A 24,347-nucleotide genomic window follows, 5' to 3' on the forward strand; every position below is an offset into this window, starting at 1 on the left:
GACCGGCGGTCGAGGCCGCAGAAATCCCTCGACGGCCTGGTCGGCGCCTGCAAAGTGGCCCTGGCTTCCGGCGCACTGCCCGCCACCGGAGGGCTCCGGCCCCAGGTCATGGTCACCATCGATTACCGCGACCTCCTCGAACGCCTCCAACGAGACACCGGCACGGCCGCCGACGGGGCCGGCCAGGTCAGCGCCACCGGCCAGTTCGAGCGGGCCGGAACCACCGGACCGGGCCAGTTCGGCCGGGTCGGAGCCACCGGACACGGCCCCGGGGCGGGATCGCTCGGGTTCACCGGCACCGGGACGCTGGCCTTCACCGGCCCCGTCACCGCCGCGACCATCCGCAAAATCGCCTGCGACGCGGACATCATCCCCGTCCTGCTCGGAGCCCAGGGCCGGATCCTGGACATCGGCCGCACCAGCCGGATCTTCCCGCCCCACCTCCGCAAAGCCATCACCGCCCGCGACCAGGGCTGCGCCTTCCCCGGCTGCACCATCCCCGCACCCTGGTGCGAAGCCCACCACATTAACTACTGGTCCACAGGCGGCACCACATCCACCGACAACGGAACGCTCCTCTGCTCCCACCATCACCACCTGACCCACAAAGAACAATGGACCATCCAGATCCGTGCCGGGATCCCGTGGTTCATCCCGCCACCCCACCTCGACCCACGCCAAACACCCCGAAGAAACCACTACTTCAGAAGCTGAACGGCGCACCCGGAGTTGCTGAACGGCGCACCCGGAGTAGCTGAACCACGCACCCGGAGTTGCTGAACGGCGTACCCGGCCGACCGGAATCCGAACGGTCACACGATAGGGGAGCCCAGCAGGGCCGCCGCGTCCGGCCGTGACTGCAGCGAAGGTGTCATGCCGCCTGGGCTCCGAGACCGACGACCCGAGACCGACGACCCGAGACGGACGACCCGAGACCGAAGTCCGAGAGGGAAGGCCGACGGCCGAAGACCTGCGGCCCGGGGCTGTGGACCGGACGTTGGGCCACGGAGGCGGCATCGGTCGCTAGAGGAACCGCACAGCAGATGCGATAGTGACGGGATGATTAACCAGCAACAGCTCTGGGACGACGAGACCGCGAGGAAGTACGACACGCCTGGAGAGGGAATGTTCGCGCCCGAGGTTCTCGGCCCCACGGTAGAGGTCCTGTCGGAGCTCGCGGGTGACGGTCCGGCCATCGAATTTGCCATTGGCACGGGCCGGGTTGCGATTCCGCTTTCGGAAGCGGGGGTTCAAGTCAGCGGTATCGAACTGTCCCACGCGATGATCTCCCGTTTGCGTGAGAAGGCCAGCGAACGCAACATTCCCGTCGTTCAGGGCGACATGACCGAGGCATTGGCGGGGGAGAACTTCTCGCTTGCATTCCTGGTGTTCAACACCATCGCCAACCTCTTGACGCAGGACGATCAGGTGCGCTGTTTCCAGAACGCTGCGCGTCATCTTGCGCCTGGCGGGCGCTTCGTCATAGAGCTCTGGGTGCCACAACTCCGCTCACTGTCGCCCGGCCACGGTGGGACGGTTGAAGAGAGCGAGCCCGGGTATCTCCTAGTCGATACCTACGATGTGCTGAATCAGCACGTCATCTCGCACCATGTGCGGTTCGCCCCGGAGCTAGCGGACGGTCAGGAGGCGCGGATCGGACGGACGCCGCACCGGTACGTCTGGCCCAGCGAGCTGGATCTCATGGCCCGGCTGGCCGGGTTCGAGTTGGAATCCAGGTGGGCGGACTGGGATGGCAGCGAGTTCACCGGAGAATCCCGCAGCCACGTCTCGGTGTACCGGCTTACTTCACCCTGAAGGACCGCTCAGCCGGTCTTGAAGGGGATCGGGGTGCCCGGCGGGAACGGGACAGTGCCCTGGTCCGGCGTCATCGTAAACCAACCGTCGTTTTGCTCGGTCAGGAAGAAGAGATGCCGGCCGCCGACGTCGAGCGGGTCGCCGTCGGGATAGGACTTTCCGCAAGTCACCGGCATGGACGCGATACGGACCGGGCCCTTGCCCAGGCTGCCTTTGAGCACTTTCTCCACTTCCACCACGTGGACATTGGCCTGGTAACCGTAGATCCGGATCTCACCGTCTCTCTGGAGGGGCGTGCCGACCAGGACCGCGCCGGCGTGGTCGAAGCGTTGTTGCATGGTCTGGAAGCGGACCCAGTCAACGCAGGCGTCCGTGCGGGTGACAGGCACCAGCCAACACCCGCAAAGCAGCACGCCCAACACGACGCCGATCGTCGCTGTCCCCGCCAGTCTCCGCATGCTCGAACCTTAGCCGCCACCGGGAGTGCAGTCCATGAAAAGCGTTCTCCCAAGCGCCGCGACGGCAAGGGGCAATAGCCGCAGACCGGTGCTAGCGGATCAACGCGAAAACCCGCAACGGCTCAGGGCTGAAGTCAGCGCCTTCGGTGAAACCCAGGGCTTCGTAGAAGGCTCGCTGGCCCGGCTCGTTGTCGGTGAGGAGGACCGTCTGCCGGACGTGCCCGTACCGCGCCTGGACGGCTTCCAGCAGCGTCCTTCCCACACCGGTTCCTTGGAACGCCGGGTCCACGAGGATGTCCTGCAAGTAGCAGATGGTCGCATCGTCGGAGACGGCCCGGGCAAGCCCAACCAGTTCCCCTCCGACACTCCGGGCAGTGACCACAAACGAAGAATTCCGGATGGCCCGCACGAGCAGTCCCAGGTCCCGGGAGTAGGCGGCCCACCCGACGGATTCATAAAGCGCCAGCGCCTCGGCGTCGGTCACGTCGGCGCTGGCGGAGATAGAGAACTGGGGCATCGCACCAGTGTGGCATGCTGAACTTCGTGCACCCCCGGAATCCAACCGCTGCCCCCTCGCGAGTCCTCTTCTACGGCGTCACCGGGAGCGGGAAGTCCTCCGCCGCCCGTGCCTATGCGGCGAGAACGGGGCTCCCGGAGTTCTCTGCCGACGACGACATTGGCTGGCTTCCGGGCTGGCGGCAGCCGGACACCGCCGTGCAGCGGGAGCTCGCGGCGCGCATCGCCGGCCAGGATGAGTGGGTCCTGGACAGCGCCTATGGAGTGTGGCGTGACCTTGTTGTGCCGCGAGCGGAGCTGATTGTCGGACTGGACTATCCGCGCTGGCTTTCGCTGCTCCGGCTGCTCCGCCGCTCCTTTCGCCGGGTCATCGCCCGAGAGGAAGTCTGCAACGGGAACCGGGAAACGTTCGGCCGCCTGTTCGCCCTGGACTCGATCATCGGGTGGCATTTCCGCTCGTTCAGCCGCAAGCGACGGGTCATGCGCGAACTGGAGAGCAACCCTGGCACCGCCGAGGTCCGCATCTTCCGCCATCCGCGGGAACTCGAGGCGTGGCTCCAAGGGCTCCCGACAGCAGGCCCGCACCCAGCCGGGTAGTGCCAGCCCCGCTCCTGGAGGCCCAATCCAGCGTCAGCGGACGCTATTTCTTCCCGAACAGTCCGCCCAACAGTCCGCCGAGGCCGCCGTCGTTCTTCCGGGGCTCAGCGTCCTGCGGCGCCTCTTCCTGAGGCTGGCCCGGGAGGTCAATGTCGATCAGCTCACCCGGTCGCGGCTCACTGCCGGACGGCTGGACCTGCGGGACAGCCTGCGGCTGGAGCTCGGGCTCGGCGGCATTGCCGGCGTCCGGGGCTACAGCTTCATTGGCCGTCCGCTGCTGCCCGCCGCCAAGCATGCCCCCGAGGATGTCGCCCAGGCCGCCGCCGGCTGCGCCCCCGCCGCCGCCGAGAATTCCACCGAGGATGCCGCCCAGGTCAATGCCTCCGGCTCCGGCCCCGGTTCCGCCGCCGGCCTGGCCGCGACCGCCCAGGACCTTGTTGGCGAGGTAGGACATGACGATCGGCGCGAGCAGCGGCAGGAGCTTGCGGACCAGGTCCCCGCCCATGCCGCCGAGCTGCGCGGTTCCCGCCAGCTGGTTGGCGACCTGGTCCTGCCGGCCGCCAAAAACATGGTTGACGATCTTTTCGCCGTCGGCAGTGTCCACCTGCGCCGCATCGACGCCGCCGTCGACCAGCCCGTCGCGGTGCTGGCCGAGCGCGGACTCCAGCGAGGCCGCGCCCTCCGGAGCCTGTGCGTTGTTATGCAGTCCGGCGAGGAGCGTGGGCACGGCAGCCTCCACCGCGGCCTGGGCGGTCTGCCGGTCAGTCCCGAGCATGCCGGCAATTTGGTCTACCGGGATCTGCCCGAGGATGTCCTGAAGCTCAGTCATGGCGTTCTCCTTCAGCCGCGGGCCGGGCCGCGGACATTGTTGGCGGCGCCGGCAGCGTTGCCGTGGCCGAACTGGTGCCCTTGCATCGTAGCCCGGGGCGGGGGAGGCGGAAAGGCGTCCGCCGGAGCCCCGGGTGCCGTCCAGGAACCGGGGCGATAGCGGGTAATCTTAGAGAGTTCCGGAGCCGGTCCCAACCCTCCGGAGGAGTCAATGGCAGGCAGCAAAAGGCGAGGTAGATGGTCCACATCTGGAACGATCCGTCCGAAGTCCCGGCGGACTTCGGCCCGTCCGTGGTCACGTTCGGCAACTTCGACGGCGTGCACCGCGGCCACCAGCAGGTGCTCTCGCAGCTCATCCGTACCGCCCGCCTGAACCATGCCCGCGCCGTCGCCATCACCTTTGACCCGCACCCGGCGCAGGTCCATCGCCCCGAATCCGCCCCCGAGCTGATCATGGGCCTGGAGGACAAGCTCGTCGCCCTCGGCGAGGTGGGCCTCGACGCCGTCCTTGTGATGAAGTACTCGCTCGAACTGGCCAGCCTCACGCCGGAAGAGTTCGTCTCCTCCGTGCTGGTCGATGCGCTCAAGGCCAGCCACGTGGTGATCGGCCACGACGCCCGCTTCGGCCGCGGCAACTCCGGGGACCTGGACACCATGAAGGAACTGGGGGAGAAGCTCGGCTTCGAGGTCCAGGTCATCAGCGAGTTCGGTTCCGAAGGCTACCCGTTGCACGGACACCACGGCGGCGGACACGACGACGGCGGCGCGAGCGACCGCCGTTGTTCCTCCACCTGGGTCCGGGAAGCGCTGCGGGAGGGCGACGTCGCCACCGCCGCCGCCGTCCTGGGCCGGCCGCACCGGATGCGCGGCGAGGTGGTCCACGGGGCAGCTCGAGGCCGCGACCTCGGTTTCCCTACGGCCAACCTCTCCTCCGATGCCAGCGGCTACATCCCCGCGGACGGCATTTACGCCGGCTGGCTCGTGGACCAGGCCGGCACGCGGTGGCCCGCCGCCATTTCCGTGGGCTCCAACCCGACCTTCGACGGCGTTAGCCGGCAGGTCGAGGCGCACGTGATCGACCGCCCGGAAGAGGCCGTCGAGGACTTCGATCTGTACGGCCAGACAGTGGTGGTCGAGTTCGTGGCCCGTTTGCGCGGCATGGTCGCGTACCGTGGCCCTGAGGCGCTGGTTGAGCAGATGCGGCTGGACGTCGTGCAGGCGCACGACATCCTTTTCACCGGCTAGCGCGCCCCGTTTGGCAAGGAAGGCAAGACGTGACGATTGAGAAGAACACGCGGGAGCTGGACAAGGACATAGTCCGCGACTTCAGCGCCCGGATGAGCTACGCCTCGTACCTGCAGTTGCCGACGCTGCTCAGTGCCCAGCAGCCGGTCAGCGAGCCGGAGCACCACGACGAGATGCTGTTCATCATCCAGCACCAGACCACGGAACTGTGGCTCAAGCTCGTGCTGCACGAACTCCGCAGCGCGGCCGCCTGGCTGCGGGCGGACGACCTCGGCTCCGCGCTCAAGGCGATCGCCCGGGTCAAACACATCCAGAAAACCCTGACCGAGCAGTGGTCCGTGCTGGCCACGCTCACACCCACCGAGTACTCCCAGTTCCGCGGCTTCCTCGGCAACTCGTCCGGGTTCCAGTCCAGCCAGTACCGGGCGGTGGAATTCCTGCTCGGCAACAAGAACCGCAAAATGTTGCCGGTGTTCGAATCAGACCCCGAAGCCCACCTGATGCTCCAGGAACTCCTCGAAGCCCCGAGCATCTACGACGACTTCCTCGCCTACCTCAAGCGCCAGGGCTTCGACGTGCCGGCCTCGGTGCTCAACCGGGACGTGAGCCAGGCCCACGAGTTCTGCCCCGAGCTCGTCCCGGTGTTCAAGTACATCTACGAAAACGCCGCGAGCAACTGGGGCGCCTACGAAGCCTGCGAAGAACTCGTGGACCTGGAAGACAATTTCCAGCTCTGGCGCTTCCGGCACCTGCGCACCGTGCAGCGCACCATCGGCATGAAGGCCGGCACCGGCGGATCCAGCGGCGCCGCGTTCCTGCAAAAAGCCCTCGAACTGACCTTCTTCCCCGAGCTGTTCGCGGTCCGCACGGAGATCGGCCAGTGAGCGCCGAACCGGCGGCCCAGTCCGGCACCGATGCTCTCTGGCAGCGCGCGCTCGACCTCGACGCCGCGGATCCCCTTGCCTCCTACCGCGAGCACTTCCTCGGCACCGACTCGGAGCTGTCCTATCTCGACGGCAACTCACTGGGCCGTCCGCTCAAACGGACCGTCACGGACATCAGCAGCTTCATCCAGGACAGCTGGGGCGGGCGCCTGATCCGCGGCTGGGACGAGGAATGGCTGGAGCTCCCGCAAGCAATCGGAGACCAGCTCGGCCGCGCCGTGCTCGGCGCCGCCCCTGGGCAGACCATCATCGCGGATTCCACCACGGTGGTGCTCTACAAGCTGATCCGCGCCGCGCTGGCCGCCGTCACCGACCCCAGCCGCACCGAGATCGTGCTGGATACGGACAACTTCCCGACCGACCGCTACCTCGTCGAAGGCATCGCGCGCGAGGAGGGCCTCACCCTGCGCTGGATCGAGGCGGACCCGGCCTCCGGCGTGACCGTGGAGCAGGTGCGCGCCGCCACCGGCCCGGCCACGGCCGTCGTGGTCCTGAGCCAGATCGCCTACCGCTCCGGATTCCTCGCGGACCTTCCGGGCATTACCGCCGCCGTGCACGACGCCGGCGCGCTTGTCGTGTGGGACCTGTGCCACTCCGCCGGTTCGGTGGAGATCGGCCTGGACGCCGCGGACGTGGACTTCGGAGCGGGTTGCACCTACAAATACCTGAACGGGGGACCCGGCTCGCCCGCGTTCGCCTACGTCAACGCCCGGCACCTGCCCGGGCTGCAGCAGCCGATCTGGGGCTGGATGGGGCGCAAGGACGCCTTCGAAATGGGGCCCGGCTATGAGGCCGCTGCCGGCATCCGGGGTTTCCTCAGCGGCACCCCGGCCGTCTTCGGCATGCTCGCCATGCGCGGCACGCTGGACCTGCTCGAGGAAGTCGGCATGGCCGCCGTGCGGGAGAAGTCCCGGCTGCTGACCGCGTTCGCCGTCGAACTCCATGACGCCTGGCTGGAACCGGCCGGCGTGCGGCTGGCAACTCCGCGGGACCCGGAGCTGCGCGGCAGCCACATCACCGTGGACCACCCGGCCTTCCGGGAGATGACGGCGGTGCTGTGGGAGCAGGACGTGATCCCCGACTTCCGTGCACCGCAGGGCATCCGGATCGGTCTGTCGCCGCTGAGCACCTCGTTCGCCGAGCTGTACCGGGGCGTCGCGGCGATCCGCGGGCTGCTGGCAGACTCCGAGTAACGGTGGACGGCCCGCGGACTGTTTAGACAACTTCGACGGCGTGCCAGTAAACTAAACGTTGGATCCGGCTGCAGTCCGTGGCGGCTGGCTCTTGTTGTGCTGTGGAAGCCTTCCCAAGGGCGGGGATTTCCGGCGCGGCACACCCGGCAGTGAATTACTGATTCGGGCCTCACGGCACATCTCTAGGAGTTAACGTGGCACTTGAAGCCGCTGTAAAGCAGTCCATCATGAAGGATTTCGCAACGTCCGAGGGCGACACCGGCTCGCCGGAGGTCCAGGTTGCAGTCCTGACCCAGCGGATCAAGGATCTGACGGAGCACATGAAGGTGCACAAGCACGATTACCACACCCAGCGCGGTCTGCTGGCCATGGTTGGTCGTCGCAAGCGCATGCTCACCTACCTCAAGAACACTGACATCAACCGCTACCGTGCGCTCATCGAGCGCCTCGGCCTGCGCCGCTAGTCAGCTCTAGGGGGCGGCCCTTTCCATCGGAAGGGGCCGCCTTCTGCAAAAAAACTCAACAGGAGGATCAACCGCATCACGCATTCGCGGTCCTCGGTAGTGATCTCCGGGAACGGCTTCAAGGACTGAAGCCTTGGCCCGTGGGTCTCGATCGATGACCGGGTGCAGTGCAGTCCAGTAGACAGATGCTGGACTGGGTTGATGCGGCTGGACTCCGTAAATCAAGAAACGGAGGTGACTCTCTTGGAGGGTCCCGAAATCCAGTTCTCAGAAGCCGTCATTGACAATGGCCGCTTCGGCAAGCGGGTTATCCGCTTTGAAACCGGCCGTCTTGCCAAGCAGGCAGCCGGCGCAGCAATGGTCTACATCGATGAAGAGACCGCGCTGCTGTCCGCAACTACCGCCGGCAAGCACCCGCGCGAAGGTTTTGACTTCTTCCCGCTGACCGTCGACGTCGAAGAGCGCATGTACGCCGCGGGCCGCATCCCGGGCTCGTTCTTCCGCCGCGAAGGCCGTCCCTCGACGGAAGCCATCCTGGCCTGCCGCCTGATGGACCGCCCGCTGCGCCCCGCGTTCGTGAAGGGCCTCCGCAACGAGGTCCAGATCGTCGTCACCGTGCTGTCCATCAACCCGGACGAGCTGTACGACGTCGTCGCTATCAACGCGTCCTCGATGTCCACCCAGCTCTCCGGCCTGCCCTTCTCCGGCCCGATCGGCGGCGTCCGCGTTGCCCTCGTCGCCGACGAGCACGGCTCGCAGTGGGTTGCCTTCCCGAAGCACTCGCAGCTGGAGAACGCCGTCTTCAACATGGTTGTTGCCGGCCGCATCGCGGGCGACGACGTTGCGATCATGATGGTCGAAGCCGAAGCCACGGACAACTCCTGGAACCTGATCAAGGAACAGGGCGCCACCGCCCCGACCGAAGAGGTTGTTTCCGAGGGCCTCGAGGCCGCCAAGCCGTTCATCAAGGCTCTCTGCGAAGCGCAGTCCGACCTGGCAGCCCGCGCCGCCAAGCCGACCGTCGAGTTCCCGGTCTTCCTGGACTACCAGGACGACGTCTACGCCGCCGTCGAGTCCGCTGCCGCCGAGAAGCTGGCCGCTGTCTTCCAGATCGCCGACAAGCAGGAGCGCGACACCGCCTCCGACGAGCTGAAGGACGAGGTCACCTCTTCCCTGGCCGGCCAGTTCGAAGGCCGCGAGAAGGAACTGTCCGCAGCCTTCCGCTCCGTCACCAAGCAGGTCGTGCGCCAGCGCATCCTCAAGGACCAGATCCGCATCGACGGCCGCGGCCTGACGGACATCCGCCAGCTCACCGCCGAGGTCGAGGTCCTGCCCCGCGTCCACGGCTCGGCCATCTTCGAACGCGGCGAGACCCAGATCATGGGTGTCACCACGCTGAACATGCTCAAGATGGAACAGCAGATCGACTCGCTGTCTCCCGTGACGCGCAAGCGCTACATGCACAACTACAACTTCCCGCCGTACTCCACCGGCGAGACCGGCCGCGTCGGTTCGCCGAAGCGCCGCGAAATCGGCCACGGTGCCCTCGCAGAGCGCGCCATCATGCCGGTCCTGCCCTCCCGCGAGGAATTCCCCTACGCGATCCGCCAGGTATCTGAGGCTCTCAGCTCCAACGGTTCGACGTCGATGGGTTCCGTCTGCGCCTCCACGCTGTCCCTGCTGAACGCAGGCGTGCCGCTGAAGGCCGCCGTTGCCGGTATCGCCATGGGCCTGGTCTCCGACCAGGTTGACGGCCAGACCCGCTACGCAGCCCTGACCGATATCCTCGGCGCCGAAGATGCCTTCGGCGACATGGACTTCAAGGTTGCCGGTACCTCCGAGTTCGTCACGGCCATCCAGCTGGACACCAAGCTCGACGGTATCCCGGCGTCGGTCCTGGCCGCCGCCCTGAAGCAGGCCCGCGAGGCCCGCCTGCACATCCTGGACGTGCTGAACTCCGCGATCGACACCCCGGACGAGCTCTCCGAGTTCGCGCCGCGCGTCATCGCGGTCAAGATCCCGGTAGACAAGATCGGCGAGGTCATCGGCCCGAAGGGCAAGATGATCAACCAGATCCAGGAAGACACCGGAGCCGACATCTCGATCGAGGACGACGGAACTGTCTACATTGGCGCCACGAACGGCCCGTCTGCCGATGCAGCACGGTCCGCGATCAACGCCATCGCCAACCCGCAGGTCCCGGAAATCGGCGAGCGTTACCTGGGCACGGTCGTCAAGACCACGACCTTCGGCGCCTTCGTTTCCCTGACCCCGGGCAAGGACGGTCTGCTGCACATCTCCGAGCTGCGCAAGATCGCCGGCGGCAAGCGCGTGGACAACGTCGAAGACGTTGTTTCCGTTGGACAGAAGATCCAGGTGGAAATCACCAAGATCGACGACCGCGGAAAGCTCTCCCTCTCGCCCGTCGTGGCCGATGAGGAAGGGTCTGCGGACGCTGCCAACACTGAGGTCTCCGAGGAGTCCGCAGAGTAGTCTTTCCTGACCCAAGCAGCGGGGCCGGTGGATTCGTCCACCGGCCCCGCTGCCGTTAAAGGCAGGTAGGATTGCAGGCAGATTTGGCACGTTTCCCGTGACGGTTTTATTGAAAGGCCTTAATGACTGTCGTTCCCCTGCCGCTTGAGCAGAACCAGCACGCTGACACCCTCATCCACGGAGCCGACGGCGGCTCGCAGGTGCGTCGGTCGGTACTGCCCGGCGGCGTCCGGGTGCTGACCGAGGCAATGCCGGGGCAGCGCTCCGCGACCATCGGTTTCTGGGTCGGCGTCGGCTCGCGTGATGAGGCCCCCGGGCAGCACGGCTCCACCCACTTCCTGGAGCACCTGCTGTTCAAGGGCACCAAGCGGCGCACCGCGCTGGAAATCGCCTCCGCCTTCGACGAGGTGGGCGGGGAATCGAACGCCGCCACCGCCAAGGAGAGCACCTGCTACTTCGCCCGGGTGCTGGACACGGACCTTCCGATGGCCATCGACGTCATCGCGGACATGATCACCGGCGCCGTGCTGGACCCGCAGGAGATGGAGCAGGAGCGCGACGTCATCCTTGAGGAAATCGCCATGGACAGCGACGATCCCACCGACGTCGCGCACGAACACTTCGTCGCCGCGGTCCTCGGCACGCACCCGCTCGGCCGCCCGATCGGCGGCACGCCGGATGCCATCCGCGCCGTTGCCCGCGACTCGGTCTGGGACCACTACCGCCGTTACTACCGACCGGATGAGCTGGTCATCACCGCCGCCGGGGGACTGGACCACGACGTCGTCTGCGAACTCGTGGTGCACGCTTTGCACTCTGCCGGCTGGGAACTCGAACACGACGCCGCCCCCGTGCAGCGCCGCTCCACCGAACGCGCCTCGATCACCGGCACCGCGGGATTGCACGTGGTCAAGCGCCCGGTGGAACAGGCCAACATCATCATGGGCTGCCCGTCCCTGGTAGCCACCGATGACCGGCGCTTCGTGATGAGCGTGCTCAACGCCGTGCTGGGCGGCGGCATGTCATCGCGGCTGTTCCAGGAGGTCCGCGAGAAGCGCGGCCTGGTGTACTCGACCTACTCCTTCGCCTCCTCCTACGCCGACGCCGGCTACTTCGGCATGTACGCCGGGTGCACGCCGTCAAAGGTCCGGCAAGTCCTGGAGCTCCTCGGCGCCGAGCTGGACAAACTGGCCGAGGGCGGCATCTCCGAAGAGGAACTCCGCAAGGCCGTCGGCCAGCTCAGCGGTGGCATCGTCCTGGCCCTGGAAGACACCGGTTCGCGGATGTCCCGGCTGGGCCGCGCCGAACTGGTCTCCGGCGAGTACCAGGACATCGACGAGACCCTGCGGCAGATCAAAGCCGTCACCGCGGCCGAGGTCCAGGAGCTGGCGCGCGAACTCGCGGCCGCCCCGCGGACCGTCACCGTGGTAGGTCCCTTCGAGGAAACCGAGACGTTCGGCCTCTAAGCCGGTCCTCCCGCAGCTCGGGAGGGGTAATTGCCGGTCCTCCCGCAGCTCAGGCGGCGACGGGCGCGGGCTCCGGGACGCGGCGGCACACCGTGGTCATGAAAGGGCTGAAGTCGCTCGCGCTCCCTAGCCGCAGCCCGGCGGAGTGCGTCAGCTGGCCGTTCTCAACCCGCAGGGTGTGCCGGGCGGTACCGCGGTCGCTGCGCCGTTCGATGGTCAGGGTGCCGTCGTGCCAGCTGGCCCGGGCGGGCGCCTCCGGGGGCAGGCCCATGCTGTTGACGTGGTACCAAAGCGTATCGGGATGGTCGGGGTCCATGGTGAACACCCCGACGCCCTCGGTCTTGGCGCCGTCGGCGCCGGTATGGCGGTAGCTCATGGTCACAGCCAGGCCGGCTGCGGCGCGGGCGAAAACGACCTCGGCCGCGGCGGCCCGGGCGGGACCCCAGGCGGTGGCTTCCCACTGGGTGGTGCCGCTCCATTGCCCCAGGAATGCCTCAAGGGCCTCGTGTGCGCTGCCTGGCAGCGGTCGATCCATGCTTCCTCCGACTGGGCTTCGCTTCGGCTGGCCCCGCCACCATCATCACGCCGTGCCCCGCGGCTGTAAAGGATCGGACCCGATTGGGATCCGGGGGAGGGCTCGACGGTCCCGCTCCGGATCCGGGGGAGTGGCGGATGTTCCGCACCCTTCTGCGGGAGGGCCGTTGACGCACGCGGCGCCGGAAAGTTGCCGTTTCGTTACCGGGGCTGCCCCGAATCCCATTGACATGGTGTGAGCCGCGTCATAGGTTTGCCGTAATCTGAATCACCTTTCAGGTTCAGCTGCTACCTCCTGTCGGATCTCCTGCTGAGATTCCGCGGATTCTCAACGAAAGGAACCTCTCGCTCTCACGGACCCTGGACATGGGCAGCAATGACGTGGTGCTGGCCGTGCTCCCGCAGTTCCACGTGAGCGGCTGGAACATCCAGCCGCTGCTGGCGTGGTGGGTCGGCGCCACCGTGGTGCTGGAACGCGGGTTCGATCCGGGCCGCGTGCTGCAGCTCATCGCCGAGCGGGGCGTGACCATGCTGATGGGTGTCCCCACCCAGTACCTGATGCTGGCCGAACACCCGGACTTTGCCCGGGCCGAACTCGGCAGCCTGCGCCACGCCGTGGTGGGCGGGGCGCCGATGCCGGCGCCGCTGCTGCGGATCTGGCACCGCCGGGGAGTGGCCCTGAGCCAGGGCTACGGCCTGACGGAGGCCTCGCCCAATGTGCTGTGCCTGCCGAACGAGGACGCCGAACGGATGGTGGGCTACTCCGGCAAGCCGTATCCGCACGTCGCCGTCGCCGTGGCGGACCCGGTCACCGGAGAAATCCTCGACGGCGCCGCCAGCGGCGAGCTGCTGGTCGGGGGCCCGGGCGTATTTGCCGGCTACTTCCGCGATCCCGCCGCCACGGCTGCCGTCCTCGCCGGCGGCTGGCTGCGCACCGGCGACCTGGTGGAGCGCGACGCCGAGGGGTACATCAAAGTCGTGGACCGGCTCAAGGACATCTACATCTCCGGCGGCGAGAACGTGGCCCCGGCCGAGGTCGAGGCCGCCCTGCTGGGCCACCCGGCGGTGGCGCAGGCCGCCGTCGTCGGGGTGGAGGACGCACGCTGGGGCGAAAGCGGCATGGGCTTCGTCGTGGTCCGTCCCGGGATGGCCACCGACGAGCAGGAGCTGCTGGAACACTGCGCCTCCCAGCTGGCCCGCTTCAAGGTCCCGGCCCGGATCGAGCTGGTCCCAGCGCTGCCACGCACCGCACTGAACAAGGTACTCCGCGCCAAGCTGCGCCAGGACCTGGCCGGTCGCGGCTCCGCGGCAGGGGGACGGGCATGAGCGCCGCGCCGCGCACCGCCCGCGGCACCCGTACCCGGGCCAAGCTGCTCGAGGCCGCGGAGTCCGTCTTCGCCTCCGTGGGCTACCACGAAGCCTCGATCGTCAAGATCACGGAGGCGGCAGGCGTCGGCCTCGGCACGTTTTACCTGTACTTTGACGGCAAACAGGCCATCTTCGACGAAGTGGTCGAGGACCTGAACCGGCGCGTCCGGCACGCCATGACCGATGCGGCCAAGAGCGCAGGTACCCGGCTCGAGGCGGAACGGGCCGGCTTCCGGGCCTTCTTCCGCTTCACCGCGCAGCACCCCGCCCTGTACCGGATCATCCGGCAGGCCGAGTTCGTCTCGCCCGGCGCGCTGCGTCTGCACTACACCCGGGTCGTGAACGGCTACATCGAGGGCCTGAAGGCGGCCCAGCTCAGCGGCGAGGTCCGGGAGATGGACCCCACCGTCGCGGCCTGGGCCCTGATGGGCATCGGTGAGCTGATCGGCATGCGCTGGGTCCTTTGGGACGAGGAGGGTGCCGAACCCGCCACCGGCGCCCGGCCCGACGTACCCGAAGAAGTCTTCGAGGAGATGATGCAGTTCATCGAACGGGCCCTTGCGCCCTCGCCCGGTTCCGCGCCAGGAACGGCCGCGAACCCCACACCGCCCCAGGAAGGGACAGCCCCATGACCCAGACAGCCAGCAAGGACACGTACCGCACCGCCGAAGTGGAGGTCCGCGGCGGCGCGCTGCACACCGCCATCTGGGGCCCGGACGAACCCGACGCCCCGACCATCCTCGCCGTCCATGGGGTCACCGCCTCGCACAAGGCCTGGCCGTACCTGGCCGAGGCGCTGCCCGACGTCCGGATCATCGCCCCGGACCTGCGCGGACGCGGCCGCAGCAATGCTCTTCCCGCCCCGTACGGGATGCCCTCGCACGCGGAGGACCTCGCCGCGGTGCTGGTGGCGCTGGCCCCGGGGCCGGTCGTCGTCGTGGGGCATTCGATGGGCGCCTTCGCCTCGCTCGTCCTGGCGAACCTGTTCCCGGAGCGCGTCCGCTCCCTGGTGCTGGTGGACGGCGGACTGCCGCTCCAGGTCCCGGAGGGGATTTCCGACGAGCAGCTCATCTCCTCGGTGCTCGGCCCGGCTGCCGAGCGCCTCAACGCCACGTTCCCTAGCCGCGAGGTGTACCGCTCCTTCTGGCGGCAGCACCCGGCGTTCAGCGCCGGCTGGGGGCCGCTCGTGGAAGCCTACGTTGACTACGACCTCACCGGCGAGGAGCCGGAACTGCGGCCCGCCACGCGCTATCAGGCGATGGCCGAGGACACCGCGGAACTGCACCGGGGCGCCTCGCTGCTCAAGGCGCTGGACGAACTCGCCGTGGACACCGTGGTCCTCCGGGCGCCGCGCGGGCTGCTGAACGAGCCGGCCGCCCTTTACGCGCCCGGCTACCTGGACGACTGGGCCGCGAAGCTGCCGTCCCTGCGGGTCCGGGAGGTGCCGGATGTCAACCATTACACGATCGTGATGGGCGAGGCGGGCGCCGCGGCCGTGGCCGAAAGCGTGCGGGAGGCCCTGGCCGGCAGTTGAGGGAGCCTGTGGACGGCGCCTGGCGTTGCCGGTGCCGGGCGGCACCGCTCCTCAGCCGGCGGACTCGAGGATCCGGGTTGTCGGAGTCCCCTGCAGTGCCGGGGCCGCGGCGGGCGAATTCCAGACACGATCCTGTAGCTTGGCCAGCAGGGCTTCCGCCTGGACCCGCTGCCCGAAGTCGAGCTCCACCACTACATAATGCGGATCGTCCACCGGCCGGCTGATGCGGTGCGCGGTAACCCCCGACTCCGCACGGTTGACGGGGTCACGGTCGAACGCTGTCTTCCACAGGTCGAAATCCTTGATCTTGTGCTCAATCTGCAAGGTGTACATCTCGAGTCCTCCTAACGTCTCTTCTGTGGCTGCGGGATATTCCACGGTAGGAGCCGCGGGCCGGCCCGCGGTATCCCAGATATCTGGGAGGCCGCCAGGGCCGCGCCGGGGTCCGGAGCGCCCTTGAGCCGGTCGATTCAGAAGGCGATGCCCAAGGTACATACTGATGTCATGACCACCAGTTGGGCGCTGAGCCGGAGTCTGGAACGCATCGGCAACCTCTGCCGGGACGTGCTGGATGACCATGAGCTGCGCCGGGGATTACTGGCTGAACTCGGAAGGACTGTGCCATTCAGCGCCTATGCGTGGCCCTTGGCAGACCCGGAGTCGGCCACCGCTATCTCGCCGATGGCCAGGATTCCCTGCCCGGAAGAACTGCCCGAACTGATCCGGCTTAAATACCTGACGGCGGATGCCCGCTGGACCTCCTTAATGCGTCAGCGCCGGCCGGCGACGACCCTGCTGCTGGCCACGGGAGGGCAGCCGGCGCGGAGCCGGCTCTGGAATGGGCTACTGAGGCGCTACGGCGTGACGGACGTGCTGTCCGTGGTATTCGCCGATAAACAAGGGTGCTGGGGCTGGCTCGACTTGTGGCGTGGCGACGATGAAGGCGCGTTTTCCGAGCCGGAGACCGATTTCCTGGCCACGGCGGCTCCGCTGGTGGCAGCAGGCCTGCGGCGGAGCCGGGCGGCACAATGGCGGCAGGGCGTCGACGTCGGTGCCGCGGCCCGGGCGGGCGTCGCTAAGCCCTTGCCGCCCCAGGCCGTGCTCGTCCTCGACGAGCGGCTCGCCGTGCGGGGCCAGACGGCTTCGGCCGCCGACTGGCTGGGGCTGCTGCAGCGCGGGCCCCGGCCCTACGAAGGGATCCCCGCCGAGGTCCTGAATGTCGCCGCCCAACTCCTGGCGGAGGAAGCCGGAGTGGACGACCACCCGGCGATGTCCCGCGTACCGGTGGGGCGCGGCGGCTGGGCTCTTTTGCGCTCCACCCGGATGGACCCCGGGACGGGGGCAACGCCTTCGCTCGCGGTGACCATCCAGGAATGCCCGGCGGCGGACCGGCTGGAAGCGTTCGCGCGCTGCTTTGCCCTGACGCCGCAGCAGCACCGGTTGCTGGGGCTCTCCGCGGGCGGCCTCAGTACCTCCGAGCTGGCAGCCGCACTGCAGATCCGCCCCTATACCGTGCAGGACCTTTTCAAGGCACTCTTCTTGGCCTGCGGTGTACGGAGCCGGGGCGCCCTGCTAGGGCTGGCCCTTGGAGCGGCGGCCGTGTCGCCTCCGGCTGCGGCAGCAGCTGACGGACAGTGATGACCAGGTGGGGCGCGCCTAGCCGCCGGCGAAGGGCGGCAGCACGTCGACGACGTCGTCCGGGCCCAGGACGGCGGCAGTATTACGGACAGCCACCTCGTTGAGCAGGAAGCTGGAGCGGGAGAGGATGCGTGCCAGCGGCGGCGTGCCGGCGGGCGGCTCTGGGCGTTCGACAGCGAGGACCGCCTCGACCAGGGTGGCCAGCGTGGCGCCGTCGGGCAGCTCGAACTTTTCCTCGTCCATGCCGGCGGCAGCGCGCGCGGCAGCGAAGTAGCGTACGTTCACGGGTGGTTCAGCCTCCGATGGCGCTCATGCTGCGGTCCGGCTGGACGAAGTCCGGGGCGTCCAGTCCGACGTGGTCCATGCCGTGGGCCTTGGGCTTGAGCCACATGGCATCCTGCCAGCGCTCGGCGAGCTGTGCGTCGCTGGCACCGCCGCGCAGCAGCCCCAGCAGGTCGGTCTCCTCGCGGGAGAAGAGGCAGCTCATGATCTTGCCCTCCGCGGTGATCCGGGTGCGGCGGCAGTCCGCGCAGAACGGTTCGGTGACCGAGGCGATGATCCCCACGGTGCCCAGCACCGGGCCGGTGGCCTGGTCCGTGCCCGGCACGCGGGCGCGGACTTCGAATCGCTCGGCCGGGGCACCGTCGCGCTCCCGCGGATCGGCGCTGAGCACGTAGTCGACGGAGAGCAGGTCCCGGATCTCCGCGGCCGTGATCATGTTCCGGCGGGTCCAGCCGTGGTCGGCGTCGAGCGGCATCTGTTCGATGAACCGCAGTTCGTAGCCGCGGCCCAGGGCCCAAGCGAGCAGCGCGGGGGACTCGGCGTCGTTGATGCCGCGCATCAGCACGGCGTTGAGCTTCACGGGCCCCAGTCCGGCGGCCCAGGCGGCGTCGACACCGGCGAGGACTCGGCCCAGGAAAGGACGCCGGGTCAGCTGGGTGAAGGTTTCCTCGTGCAGCGAGTCCAGGGAGACGTTGATCCGGGTCAGCCCGGCTGCCTTCAGCCCGGCGGCCTTCTTGTCCAGCCCGACGGCGTTCGTGGTCATCGAGATCGGCAGGTCCGGGTGCGCCTGGCGAAGGGCCGAAATGATGTCCAGCAAGTCCGCCCTGACCAGCGGTTCGCCTCCGGTGAGCCGGAGTTCGCGGACCCCCAGCTGTTCGACGCCGATCCGCACAATCCGCACGATTTCCTCCGCCGTCATGACAGCCTGCTTGGACAGCCATTCGAGGCCTTCGGCCGGCATGCAGTAGCTGCAGCGGAGGTTGCATTTGTCCGTCAGCGAGAGCCGCATGTCGGTGGCGCGGCGGCCGTACCGGTCCACCAGCCCGGGAGCCATTCCGGCCGGGCGCCCGGCCGGCTGCGGCGCCGGTACGTTCGGGCCGGGGCCGCTTTCCGCACGGGGCTGGGGCATGCCAAGCTGAACACTCATAAAGTCAGGCTACGCCACTGCGGGCCAGGCATCACGCCCCGGAGCCAACGAACTGACGCCTGCGAACTTATGCTGGAAGCGTGAACACGTCCCAGGCCGTTCCATCTTCGGCCCCCAGCGGAACGCCGCAGCCCGCCCCGCGGCGCACCCTGTGGTGGGCCGCCGCTGCCGGGGTGGCCGCCGTCGGGGCCGGCGTCGTCCTGGGCGAACTCGCGGCCGGGCTGCTCAGCCCCTCGGTTTCGCCGGTCACGGCGGTCGGCGGCGCGGTGATCGACGCCGTCCCGCCGGGCGTCAAGGACTGGGCCATCTCGCTCTTCGGCACGGCCGACAAGCTGGCATTGCTCGGCGGGATGGCGCTGGTGATCGCGGCGCTGGCCGCACTGGCCGGGGTGCTGGAATGGCGCCGCCGCTTCGCCGGGCTGGCCGTGATCGCCGTCTTCGGCCTGGTGGGCGTCGCGGCCGTGCTGACCCGGGCCGAGGGGAGCGCCAATGCCGTTCCCGTCCCGCTGCTGGCCGCCGTGCTGGGCATGGTGCTGCTGCGCTGGCTGATCCGCCGGCTCAAAGACTGGTTCGACGCCGGCCCCGCAGCGGAAGGCCCCGCAGCGGAAGGCCCCGCAGCGGAAGGCCCCGCAGATGGCGAACCGGCCGAGGTCACCAGGCGCGAACCGGCCGGCCGCCCTGCCCGCCGCCGCTTCCTGCAGTCCCTTGCGGTTACGGCGGCGATCGCGGGCGTGGGCGGGGTGCTTGCGTCTACGTTGCGCGGCGCGGCGGCGGCCGTCGTGGAGCTGCGCGGCAGGCTGGTCCTGCCCGGCCCGGCGTCCCGTGCGCAGCCGATACCCGCCGGAGCCGAGCTGTCCCTGGCGGGACTGGACCCCCTGGTCACCCCGAACAAGGACTTCTACCGGATCGACACCGCCCTGCGTGTCCCGCTCGTGGATCCGCACGAATGGAAGCTCAAAGTCACCGGCCTCGTGGACCACGAGATCGAGCTGGACTTCGACACCCTGCTGGCCAAGCCCCTGACCGAGCGGTACATCACCATCGCCTGCGTCTCCAACGAGGTGGGCGGTGACCTGATCGGCAACGCGCGCTGGCTCGGCTGGCCGGTCCGGGAACTGCTGGCGCAGGCCGGGCCGAAACCGGGAGCGGACATGGTGCTCTCCCGCAGCGCGGACGGCTGGACCGCCGGCACGCCGCTGGAGGTGCTCACGGACACCCGGGACGCACTGCTGGCGGTGGGCATGAACGGGGAGCCGCTGCCGCTCGAGCACGGCTTCCCGGTCCGACTCGTCGTGCCGGGGCTCTACGGCTACGTCTCGGCGACCAAGTGGGTCACCGAACTGAAGATCACCCGGTTCGCGGACGACGTCGCCTACTGGACCCCGCGGGGCTGGAGCGAGCGCGGACCGATCAAGACATCGTCGCGGATCGACGTGCCGCGGGCCGGCCGGAGCGTGAACGCGGGGACGGTGGACTTCGGCGGCGTGGCCTGGGCCCAGCACCGCGGCATCGGCAAGGTGGAAGTGCGGGTGAACCGTGGTGAGTGGAAGCAGGCCGAACTGGCACCCGCGATCTCCACAGACACCTGGCGCCAGTGGAAGCTCTCCCTGCCGCTGGGCCCGGGACAGTACGAGGTGCAGGTCCGCGCCACCGACCTCGACGGCGTCCCGCAGGCGGAGGAGCGCGCCCCGGTGGCGCCCAGCGGGGCCACCGGCTACCACACCGTTACAGTGGACGTGAAGTCCTAGCCAGCCGAGCCAAAGGTCAACAACGTATGCGCCGCACCGCCAACAGGCCCGTAACCGTGGAAGCCCACCGGGACAAGGTCCGGGCGCTGCTGGCGCCGCTCTCCGCCCGCGTCGACACCGTGCCGCTCCGGGAGGCGCTGGGCCGCGGACTGGCCCTCGGGATCACTGCCCCGCTGGACCTCCCGCCGTTCGCCAACTCGCAGATGGACGGCTTTGCCATCCGCAGCGCCGACGTGCCCGACGGCGGCGCCGAACTGCGCGTCGCGGATCCCGTCCCGGCCGGCGCACAGCCCGCCGGACTGGCCCCCGGCACAGCCGCGCCCATCATGACCGGAGCCATGATCCCGGCCGGGGCAGACGCCGTCGTGCCCATTGAGCAGGCCGTTCCGGATTCCTTCCCCGCCCCCGGGGAAGCCGCCACCGTCCGCCTGCCCGCGACCCCGGCGGGCACCTTCGTCCGCGACGCCGGCCGCGACATTGCCGCCGGGCAGCCAGCCCTGGCCGCCGGAACCTTCCTGGGCCCCGGCCAGCTGGGACTGCTGGCCGCGTTGGGCCTGAGCCAGGTGCCGGTGCACGCCGTTCCGAGGGTCTTGCTGGTGACGACCGGCGATGAGGTGGTGGAACCGGGCAACCCGCTGCAGCCCGGCAAGATCTACGACGCGAACGGCACCTTGCTCGAGTCCGCCCTCCGCCAGGCCGGCCTCCACGTCACCCGCACCGGCATCTCCGCCGACAACCCCGAGGAGCTGGCATCCCTGCTGCGCCGGCACGCGGCCGAGGTGGATCTGATCATTACCACCGGGGGAGTCAGCAAGGGAGCGTACGAGGTGGTCCGGCAGGCACTGGCGGGCCACGACGTCGAGTTCGGCGGCGTGGCAATGCAGCCGGGCGGCCCGCAGGGCATCGGCACCTTCGAGGGCGTGCCGGTCCTCGGCTTCCCGGGGAACCCGGTGAGCTGCCTCGTCTCCTTCGAAATGTTCCTGCGGCCCGTGCTGGCCGAACTGTTCGGCTCGCCGGCGCCGCGGACCGTGGTCCGGGCCCGGCTGGCCGAAGCACTGACTTCCCCCGAGTCCAAGCACCAGGTCCGGCGTGGCACCCTCGGCGCGGACGGCACCGTCCGCTTGGAAGGCGGCGCGGGATCCCATCTGGTGCACGCCCTGGCACACTCCAATGCCCTCGTTCAGCTTCCGGTGGGAACCGCGGCGCTCGCTGAGGGCGACGAGGTGGAAGTATGGATGCTGTGAACGAAGCAGATACCCCAGACAAGCCCGTGCTGACCCATCTCCGGCAGGACGGCACCGCGCAGATGGTCGACGTGTCCAACAAGGCCGAGACCACGCGGGAGGCCACCGCCACCGCCACGGTCAACAGCACCGCGGAGGTCCTGGCCCTGCTCGGTGCAGGTGAATTGCCCAAGGGGGATGCGCTGGCCGTCGCGCGGGTCGCCGGAATCCTGGCTGCCAAGAAGACCCCGGACCTGATTCCGCTCTGCCACCCGCTGCCGATCACCAAGGTGACCGTCGATTTTGAGCTCGCAGCCGAGTCCGTCACCGTGTTCGCCACGGTCAAGACCCGCGGTGTGACCGGGGTGGAGATGGAAGCCCTCACCGCTGTCTCCGTGGCGGCCCTGAGCGTGTACGACATGATCAAGGCCGTGGACAAGCATGCAGTCCTGACGGACATCAAGGTGCTGGCCAAAAGCGGCGGCAAGAGCGGGGACTGGACACTGTGAGCAGCACCGAACCGCACCGCCACGGCGAAGCCACCGGCCGGAAGGCCGGCATCGTGATCGCCTCCACCCGCGCCGCGGCCGGGGTCTATGAAGATCTCACCGGCCCCGTCATCGTCGACTGGCTGACCGAACACGGCTTCGAGACGTTTCCCGCGCTGGTAGTTCCCGACGGCGAGCCCGTCGGTGCAGCCCTGCGGGCGCTGCTGACCCAGCACCCCGCCGTCATCATCACCAGCGGGGGCACCGGCCTCAGCCCCACCGACGCCACCCCGGAACAGACGTTGCCGCTGCTGGACCGGGAGATCCCCGGCATCATGGAAGGTCTGCGGAGCGCGGGCACGGCCAAGACGCCGACTGCCATGCTGAGCCGCGGCCACGCCGGCGCCGCCGGCAGCACCTTCATCGTCAACCTCCCCGGATCCCCGAAGGGCGTCATGGACGGCCTGGGCGTGCTGGACCCGATCATCGGACACCTCTGCGACCAGCTGGAAGGCAGCCATGGACACTGAATCCGCCTTTGAAATCGTGCACGCCGTCCTCAGCGCCGAGCCCATCTCGGTGGACCAGGCCATCGCGGCGGTCGAATCGGACACGGCCGGAGCCGTGGTGAGCTTCAGCGGCGTCGTCCGCAACCACGACGGCGGCAAGCCCGTGCAGCGGCTCAGCTACAGCGCCCATCCCACGGCACACCAGGTGCTGGCCGACGTCGTCGCGCAACTCGTCGCCGAGCAGTCGGCGGCCGGGGCGGGCCAGCCGGGCCAGCCGGTCCGGATCTGGGCCGCGCACCGGACCGGCCCGCTGGAGATCGGCGATCCCGCCCTGGTCTGCGCCGTCTCCGCGGCGCACCGCGGACAAGCCTTCGCGGTCTGCGCCGAACTGGTGGACCGGATCAAGGAGCAGGTTCCGATCTGGAAGGAACAATTCTTCGCCGACGGCACTGTCGAGTGGGTCGGCGCGGGGGGGTAGGAGCCGCGGGCGGGGCGGGTAATGCACGGGTCCCGGTTCCAGCCGGGAAGCGCCACGGCGGTAGGGTTGATGCCATGACCGAACAACTCGCCGTCGCCGTCCTGGGCGCCAACGGGCGCATGGGCGCCGAGGCTGTCAAAGCCGTGGAAACCGCCGAAGACTTGAAGCTAGTCGCTGCCCTGGGCCGCGGTGACTCCCTCGACGCCCTGGTGGACTCCGGCGCCCGCATCGTGATCGACCTGACCGTGCCCGAGAGCACCGAAGCGAACGTCCGCTTCGCCGTCGAACACGGTATGCACGCCGTGGTCGGCACCACCGGCTGGGACGCGGAACGGCTGGCACGGCTGGAAGCGAACCTCGCGGGCCAGCCCGGCGTTGGCGTCCTCATCGCCCCGAACTTCGCCCTCGGCTCGGTCCTGGCGTCCGCGTTCGCCGCGAAGGCATCCCGCTATTTCGAATCGGTTGAAATCATTGAACTGCACCACCCGGAGAAGGTGGACGCCCCCTCCGGCACCGCCGTCCGCACCGCCCAGCTGATCGCCGCCGAGCGCGCCGGCGCCGGCGTCGCGTCCAGCCCCGATGCCACCACCAGCGAACGCCCTGGCGCGCGCGGCTGCGAGGTCGACGGCGTCCGCGTCCACAGCGTCCGGCTGCGCGGCCTCGTGGCGCACCAGGAGGTCCTGCTGGGCGGGCCGGGGGAGCAGTTGACCTTCCGCCACGACTCCTTCGACCGTGCCTCCTTCATGCCCGGCGTCCTGCTGGGGGTGCGCAACGTCGCGGCGCACCCGGGGCTCACCGTAGGCCTGGACGGCTACCTGGATCTGGGCCTCTGATGGCCACCCTCCTGGCGTCCTTCAAAGCCAACCGCACCAAGATCTGGGTGGGCGCGGTGACGCTCCTGCTGGTGTTCTACCTGGTGGTGTCCCTGCAGCGCTCGGTGCTGCTGCTTTCCGATTCGAACATGGTGGCGAAGGCCCTCGGTCTGGCCTATCTGCTGCTGCCGATCGTCGGGGCCTGGGCGCTGGTACGGGAGCTCTTGTTCGGGGCCCGGACCGAGCGGCTGGCCAAGATCCTGGAAGCCGAAGGCGGCCTGCCGGAGGACACCCTGCCGCGCACGCCTGCCGGCCGGATCATCCGCGAGGCGGCGGATCTGGAGTTCGAGAAATACCGGGCGGAAGCCGAGGCCGCCCCGGGGGACTGGCGCTCCTGGTTCCGGCTCAGCTGCGCCTACGACGCCGCGGGGGACCGCAAGCGCGCCCGCGCCTCGATGCGCGACGCCGTCCGCCTCTTCCGCGCCGGGTCACCGGACACCGGCGCCTAGCCGGGCGGACCTTGGCGGGTCGCTATCGGCCGGCGGACGACGGCGGCTAGCCGTTTCC

27 protein-coding genes are annotated in these 24,347 nt (G+C 68.9%); 20 read left to right on the top strand and 7 right to left on the bottom strand.

Going from position 1 to position 24,347, the window contains the following annotated elements; genetic code table 11:
- Both AB4Y91_RS15770 and AB4Y91_RS15775 read left to right on the top strand, forming a co-directional pair.
- Positions 1-714, top strand: a 714-nt coding sequence (locus AB4Y91_RS15770; RefSeq protein ID WP_441419372.1) for an HNH endonuclease, incomplete at its 5' end; no start/stop codon positions are given.
- A gap of 345 nt (positions 715-1,059) precedes the next feature.
- Positions 1,060-1,815: a class I SAM-dependent methyltransferase gene (locus AB4Y91_RS15775; RefSeq protein WP_441419373.1), complete on the top strand. Its 756-nt coding sequence runs from the start codon at positions 1,060-1,062 to the stop codon at positions 1,813-1,815.
- A gap of 8 nt (positions 1,816-1,823) precedes the next feature.
- On the opposite strand, the gene AB4Y91_RS15780 is transcribed toward AB4Y91_RS15775, so the two are convergent.
- Positions 1,824-2,273 carry a hypothetical protein gene (locus AB4Y91_RS15780; protein WP_441419374.1) on the bottom strand — a complete coding sequence of 150 codons (450 nt, stop codon included), beginning with the start codon at positions 2,271-2,273 and terminating at the stop codon, positions 1,824-1,826.
- A gap of 91 nt (positions 2,274-2,364) precedes the next feature.
- On the bottom strand, positions 2,365-2,790 hold the full coding sequence (locus AB4Y91_RS15785; RefSeq protein WP_441419375.1) for a GNAT family N-acetyltransferase: 426 nt from the start codon (positions 2,788-2,790) through the stop codon (positions 2,365-2,367).
- A gap of 14 nt (positions 2,791-2,804) precedes the next feature.
- On the opposite strand from AB4Y91_RS15785, the gene AB4Y91_RS15790 reads away from it, so the two are divergent.
- Positions 2,805-3,386, top strand: a complete 582-nt coding sequence (locus tag AB4Y91_RS15790; protein WP_441419376.1) for an adenylate kinase — start codon at positions 2,805-2,807, stop codon at positions 3,384-3,386.
- Positions 3,387-3,429: 43 nt separating this feature from the next.
- On the opposite strand, the gene AB4Y91_RS15795 is transcribed toward AB4Y91_RS15790, so the two are convergent.
- Entirely contained in the window at positions 3,430-4,215 is a 786-nt protein-coding gene (locus AB4Y91_RS15795; RefSeq protein ID WP_441419377.1) for a DUF937 domain-containing protein, read from the bottom strand.
- A 236-nt stretch (positions 4,216-4,451) separates the two neighbouring features.
- Between AB4Y91_RS15795 and AB4Y91_RS15800 the strand changes: the two genes are divergently transcribed.
- The 6 genes from AB4Y91_RS15800 (at position 4,452) to AB4Y91_RS15825 (ending at position 12,019) form a co-directional block, all read left to right on the top strand.
- Positions 4,452-5,459 carry a bifunctional riboflavin kinase/FAD synthetase gene (locus tag AB4Y91_RS15800; RefSeq protein WP_441419378.1) on the top strand — a complete coding sequence of 336 codons (1,008 nt, stop codon included), beginning with the start codon at positions 4,452-4,454 and terminating at the stop codon, positions 5,457-5,459.
- 29 nt (positions 5,460-5,488) lie between these two features.
- A complete protein-coding gene (kynA, locus tag AB4Y91_RS15805; RefSeq protein WP_441419379.1) occupies positions 5,489-6,343 on the top strand; it encodes a tryptophan 2,3-dioxygenase in 855 nt (284 codons plus the stop codon).
- On the top strand, positions 6,340-7,596 hold the full coding sequence (locus tag AB4Y91_RS15810) for a kynureninase (RefSeq protein ID WP_441419380.1): 1,257 nt from the start codon (positions 6,340-6,342) through the stop codon (positions 7,594-7,596). The genes kynA and AB4Y91_RS15810 overlap by 4 nt, the downstream gene beginning before the upstream one ends.
- Positions 7,597-7,790: 194 nt before the next feature.
- Entirely contained in the window at positions 7,791-8,060 is a 270-nt protein-coding gene (rpsO, locus tag AB4Y91_RS15815; protein WP_290258342.1) for a 30S ribosomal protein S15, read from the top strand.
- Between the two features lie 243 nt (positions 8,061-8,303).
- Positions 8,304-10,553: a polyribonucleotide nucleotidyltransferase gene (locus AB4Y91_RS15820; RefSeq protein ID WP_441419447.1), complete on the top strand. Its 2,250-nt coding sequence runs from the start codon at positions 8,304-8,306 to the stop codon at positions 10,551-10,553.
- 122 nt (positions 10,554-10,675) lie between these two features.
- Positions 10,676-12,019, top strand: coding sequence for a M16 family metallopeptidase (locus tag AB4Y91_RS15825; RefSeq protein WP_441419381.1), 1,344 nt, complete (start codon positions 10,676-10,678; stop codon positions 12,017-12,019).
- A 49-nt stretch (positions 12,020-12,068) separates the two neighbouring features.
- Here AB4Y91_RS15825 and AB4Y91_RS15830 read toward each other — a convergent pair whose 3' ends face one another.
- Positions 12,069-12,554 carry a DUF1579 domain-containing protein gene (locus AB4Y91_RS15830; RefSeq protein ID WP_441419382.1) on the bottom strand — a complete coding sequence of 162 codons (486 nt, stop codon included), beginning with the start codon at positions 12,552-12,554 and terminating at the stop codon, positions 12,069-12,071.
- Positions 12,555-12,913: 359 nt separating this feature from the next.
- Between AB4Y91_RS15830 and AB4Y91_RS15835 the strand changes: the two genes are divergently transcribed.
- Genes AB4Y91_RS15835 through AB4Y91_RS15845 form a run of 3 tightly spaced genes read left to right on the top strand, consistent with a single transcriptional unit; the run spans position 12,914 to position 15,455 of the window.
- On the top strand, positions 12,914-13,879 hold the full coding sequence (locus tag AB4Y91_RS15835) for a class I adenylate-forming enzyme family protein (protein ID WP_441419448.1): 966 nt from the start codon (positions 12,914-12,916) through the stop codon (positions 13,877-13,879).
- Positions 13,876-14,553, top strand: coding sequence for a TetR/AcrR family transcriptional regulator (locus tag AB4Y91_RS15840; RefSeq protein ID WP_441419383.1), 678 nt, complete (start codon positions 13,876-13,878; stop codon positions 14,551-14,553). Before AB4Y91_RS15835 ends, AB4Y91_RS15840 begins: the two co-directional genes overlap by 4 nt.
- Complete coding sequence (locus tag AB4Y91_RS15845; protein WP_441419384.1) at positions 14,550-15,455, top strand: alpha/beta hydrolase; 906 nt, start codon at positions 14,550-14,552, stop codon at positions 15,453-15,455. The genes AB4Y91_RS15840 and AB4Y91_RS15845 overlap by 4 nt, the downstream gene beginning before the upstream one ends.
- A 51-nt stretch (positions 15,456-15,506) precedes the next feature.
- On the opposite strand, the gene AB4Y91_RS15850 is transcribed toward AB4Y91_RS15845, so the two are convergent.
- Positions 15,507-15,788: a hypothetical protein gene (locus tag AB4Y91_RS15850; protein ID WP_441419385.1), complete on the bottom strand. Its 282-nt coding sequence runs from the start codon at positions 15,786-15,788 to the stop codon at positions 15,507-15,509.
- A gap of 171 nt (positions 15,789-15,959) precedes the next feature.
- On the opposite strand from AB4Y91_RS15850, the gene AB4Y91_RS15855 reads away from it, so the two are divergent.
- The gene (locus AB4Y91_RS15855; protein ID WP_441419386.1) at positions 15,960-17,093 is read left to right on the top strand and encodes a helix-turn-helix transcriptional regulator; all 1,134 of its coding nucleotides are present in this window, start codon (positions 15,960-15,962) and stop codon (positions 17,091-17,093) included.
- 18 nt (positions 17,094-17,111) lie between these two features.
- Here the strand turns inward: AB4Y91_RS15855 and AB4Y91_RS15860 are convergent, their stop codons facing one another.
- Both AB4Y91_RS15860 and moaA read right to left on the bottom strand, forming a co-directional pair.
- Entirely contained in the window at positions 17,112-17,378 is a 267-nt protein-coding gene (locus AB4Y91_RS15860; protein ID WP_441419387.1) for a MoaD/ThiS family protein, read from the bottom strand.
- 7 nt (positions 17,379-17,385) lie between these two features.
- On the bottom strand, positions 17,386-18,522 hold the full coding sequence (moaA, locus tag AB4Y91_RS15865; protein ID WP_441419388.1) for a GTP 3',8-cyclase MoaA: 1,137 nt from the start codon (positions 18,520-18,522) through the stop codon (positions 17,386-17,388).
- A 149-nt stretch (positions 18,523-18,671) separates the two neighbouring features.
- Here moaA and AB4Y91_RS15870 point away from each other — a divergent pair, with 149 nt between their 5' ends.
- The 7 genes from AB4Y91_RS15870 (at position 18,672) to AB4Y91_RS15900 (ending at position 24,289) form a co-directional block, all read left to right on the top strand.
- A complete protein-coding gene (locus AB4Y91_RS15870) occupies positions 18,672-20,270 on the top strand; it encodes a molybdopterin-dependent oxidoreductase (RefSeq protein WP_441419449.1) in 1,599 nt (532 codons plus the stop codon).
- A 26-nt stretch (positions 20,271-20,296) separates the two neighbouring features.
- The gene (locus AB4Y91_RS15875; protein WP_441419389.1) at positions 20,297-21,514 is read left to right on the top strand and encodes a molybdopterin molybdotransferase MoeA; all 1,218 of its coding nucleotides are present in this window, start codon (positions 20,297-20,299) and stop codon (positions 21,512-21,514) included.
- A complete protein-coding gene (moaC, locus tag AB4Y91_RS15880; protein ID WP_441419390.1) occupies positions 21,502-22,002 on the top strand; it encodes a cyclic pyranopterin monophosphate synthase MoaC in 501 nt (166 codons plus the stop codon). Before AB4Y91_RS15875 ends, moaC begins: the two co-directional genes overlap by 13 nt.
- Entirely contained in the window at positions 21,999-22,511 is a 513-nt protein-coding gene (locus AB4Y91_RS15885; protein ID WP_441419391.1) for a MogA/MoaB family molybdenum cofactor biosynthesis protein, read from the top strand. Before moaC ends, AB4Y91_RS15885 begins: the two co-directional genes overlap by 4 nt.
- Positions 22,501-22,968 (top strand): molybdenum cofactor biosynthesis protein MoaE, encoded by a 468-nt coding sequence (locus AB4Y91_RS15890; protein WP_441419392.1) that lies wholly within the window; start codon positions 22,501-22,503, stop codon positions 22,966-22,968. The genes AB4Y91_RS15885 and AB4Y91_RS15890 overlap by 11 nt, the downstream gene beginning before the upstream one ends.
- Positions 22,969-23,042: 74 nt before the next feature.
- Positions 23,043-23,801: a 4-hydroxy-tetrahydrodipicolinate reductase gene (dapB, locus tag AB4Y91_RS15895; protein ID WP_441419393.1), complete on the top strand. Its 759-nt coding sequence runs from the start codon at positions 23,043-23,045 to the stop codon at positions 23,799-23,801.
- Positions 23,801-24,289, top strand: a complete 489-nt coding sequence (locus AB4Y91_RS15900) for a hypothetical protein (RefSeq protein ID WP_441419394.1) — start codon at positions 23,801-23,803, stop codon at positions 24,287-24,289. The genes dapB and AB4Y91_RS15900 overlap by 1 nt, the downstream gene beginning before the upstream one ends.
- Positions 24,290-24,347: the final 58 nt, after the last annotated feature.

This window comes from Arthrobacter sp. YAF16, assembly GCF_052113385.1.
In the GTDB taxonomy this organism is placed as follows: Bacteria; Actinomycetota; Actinomycetes; order Actinomycetales; family Micrococcaceae; genus Arthrobacter.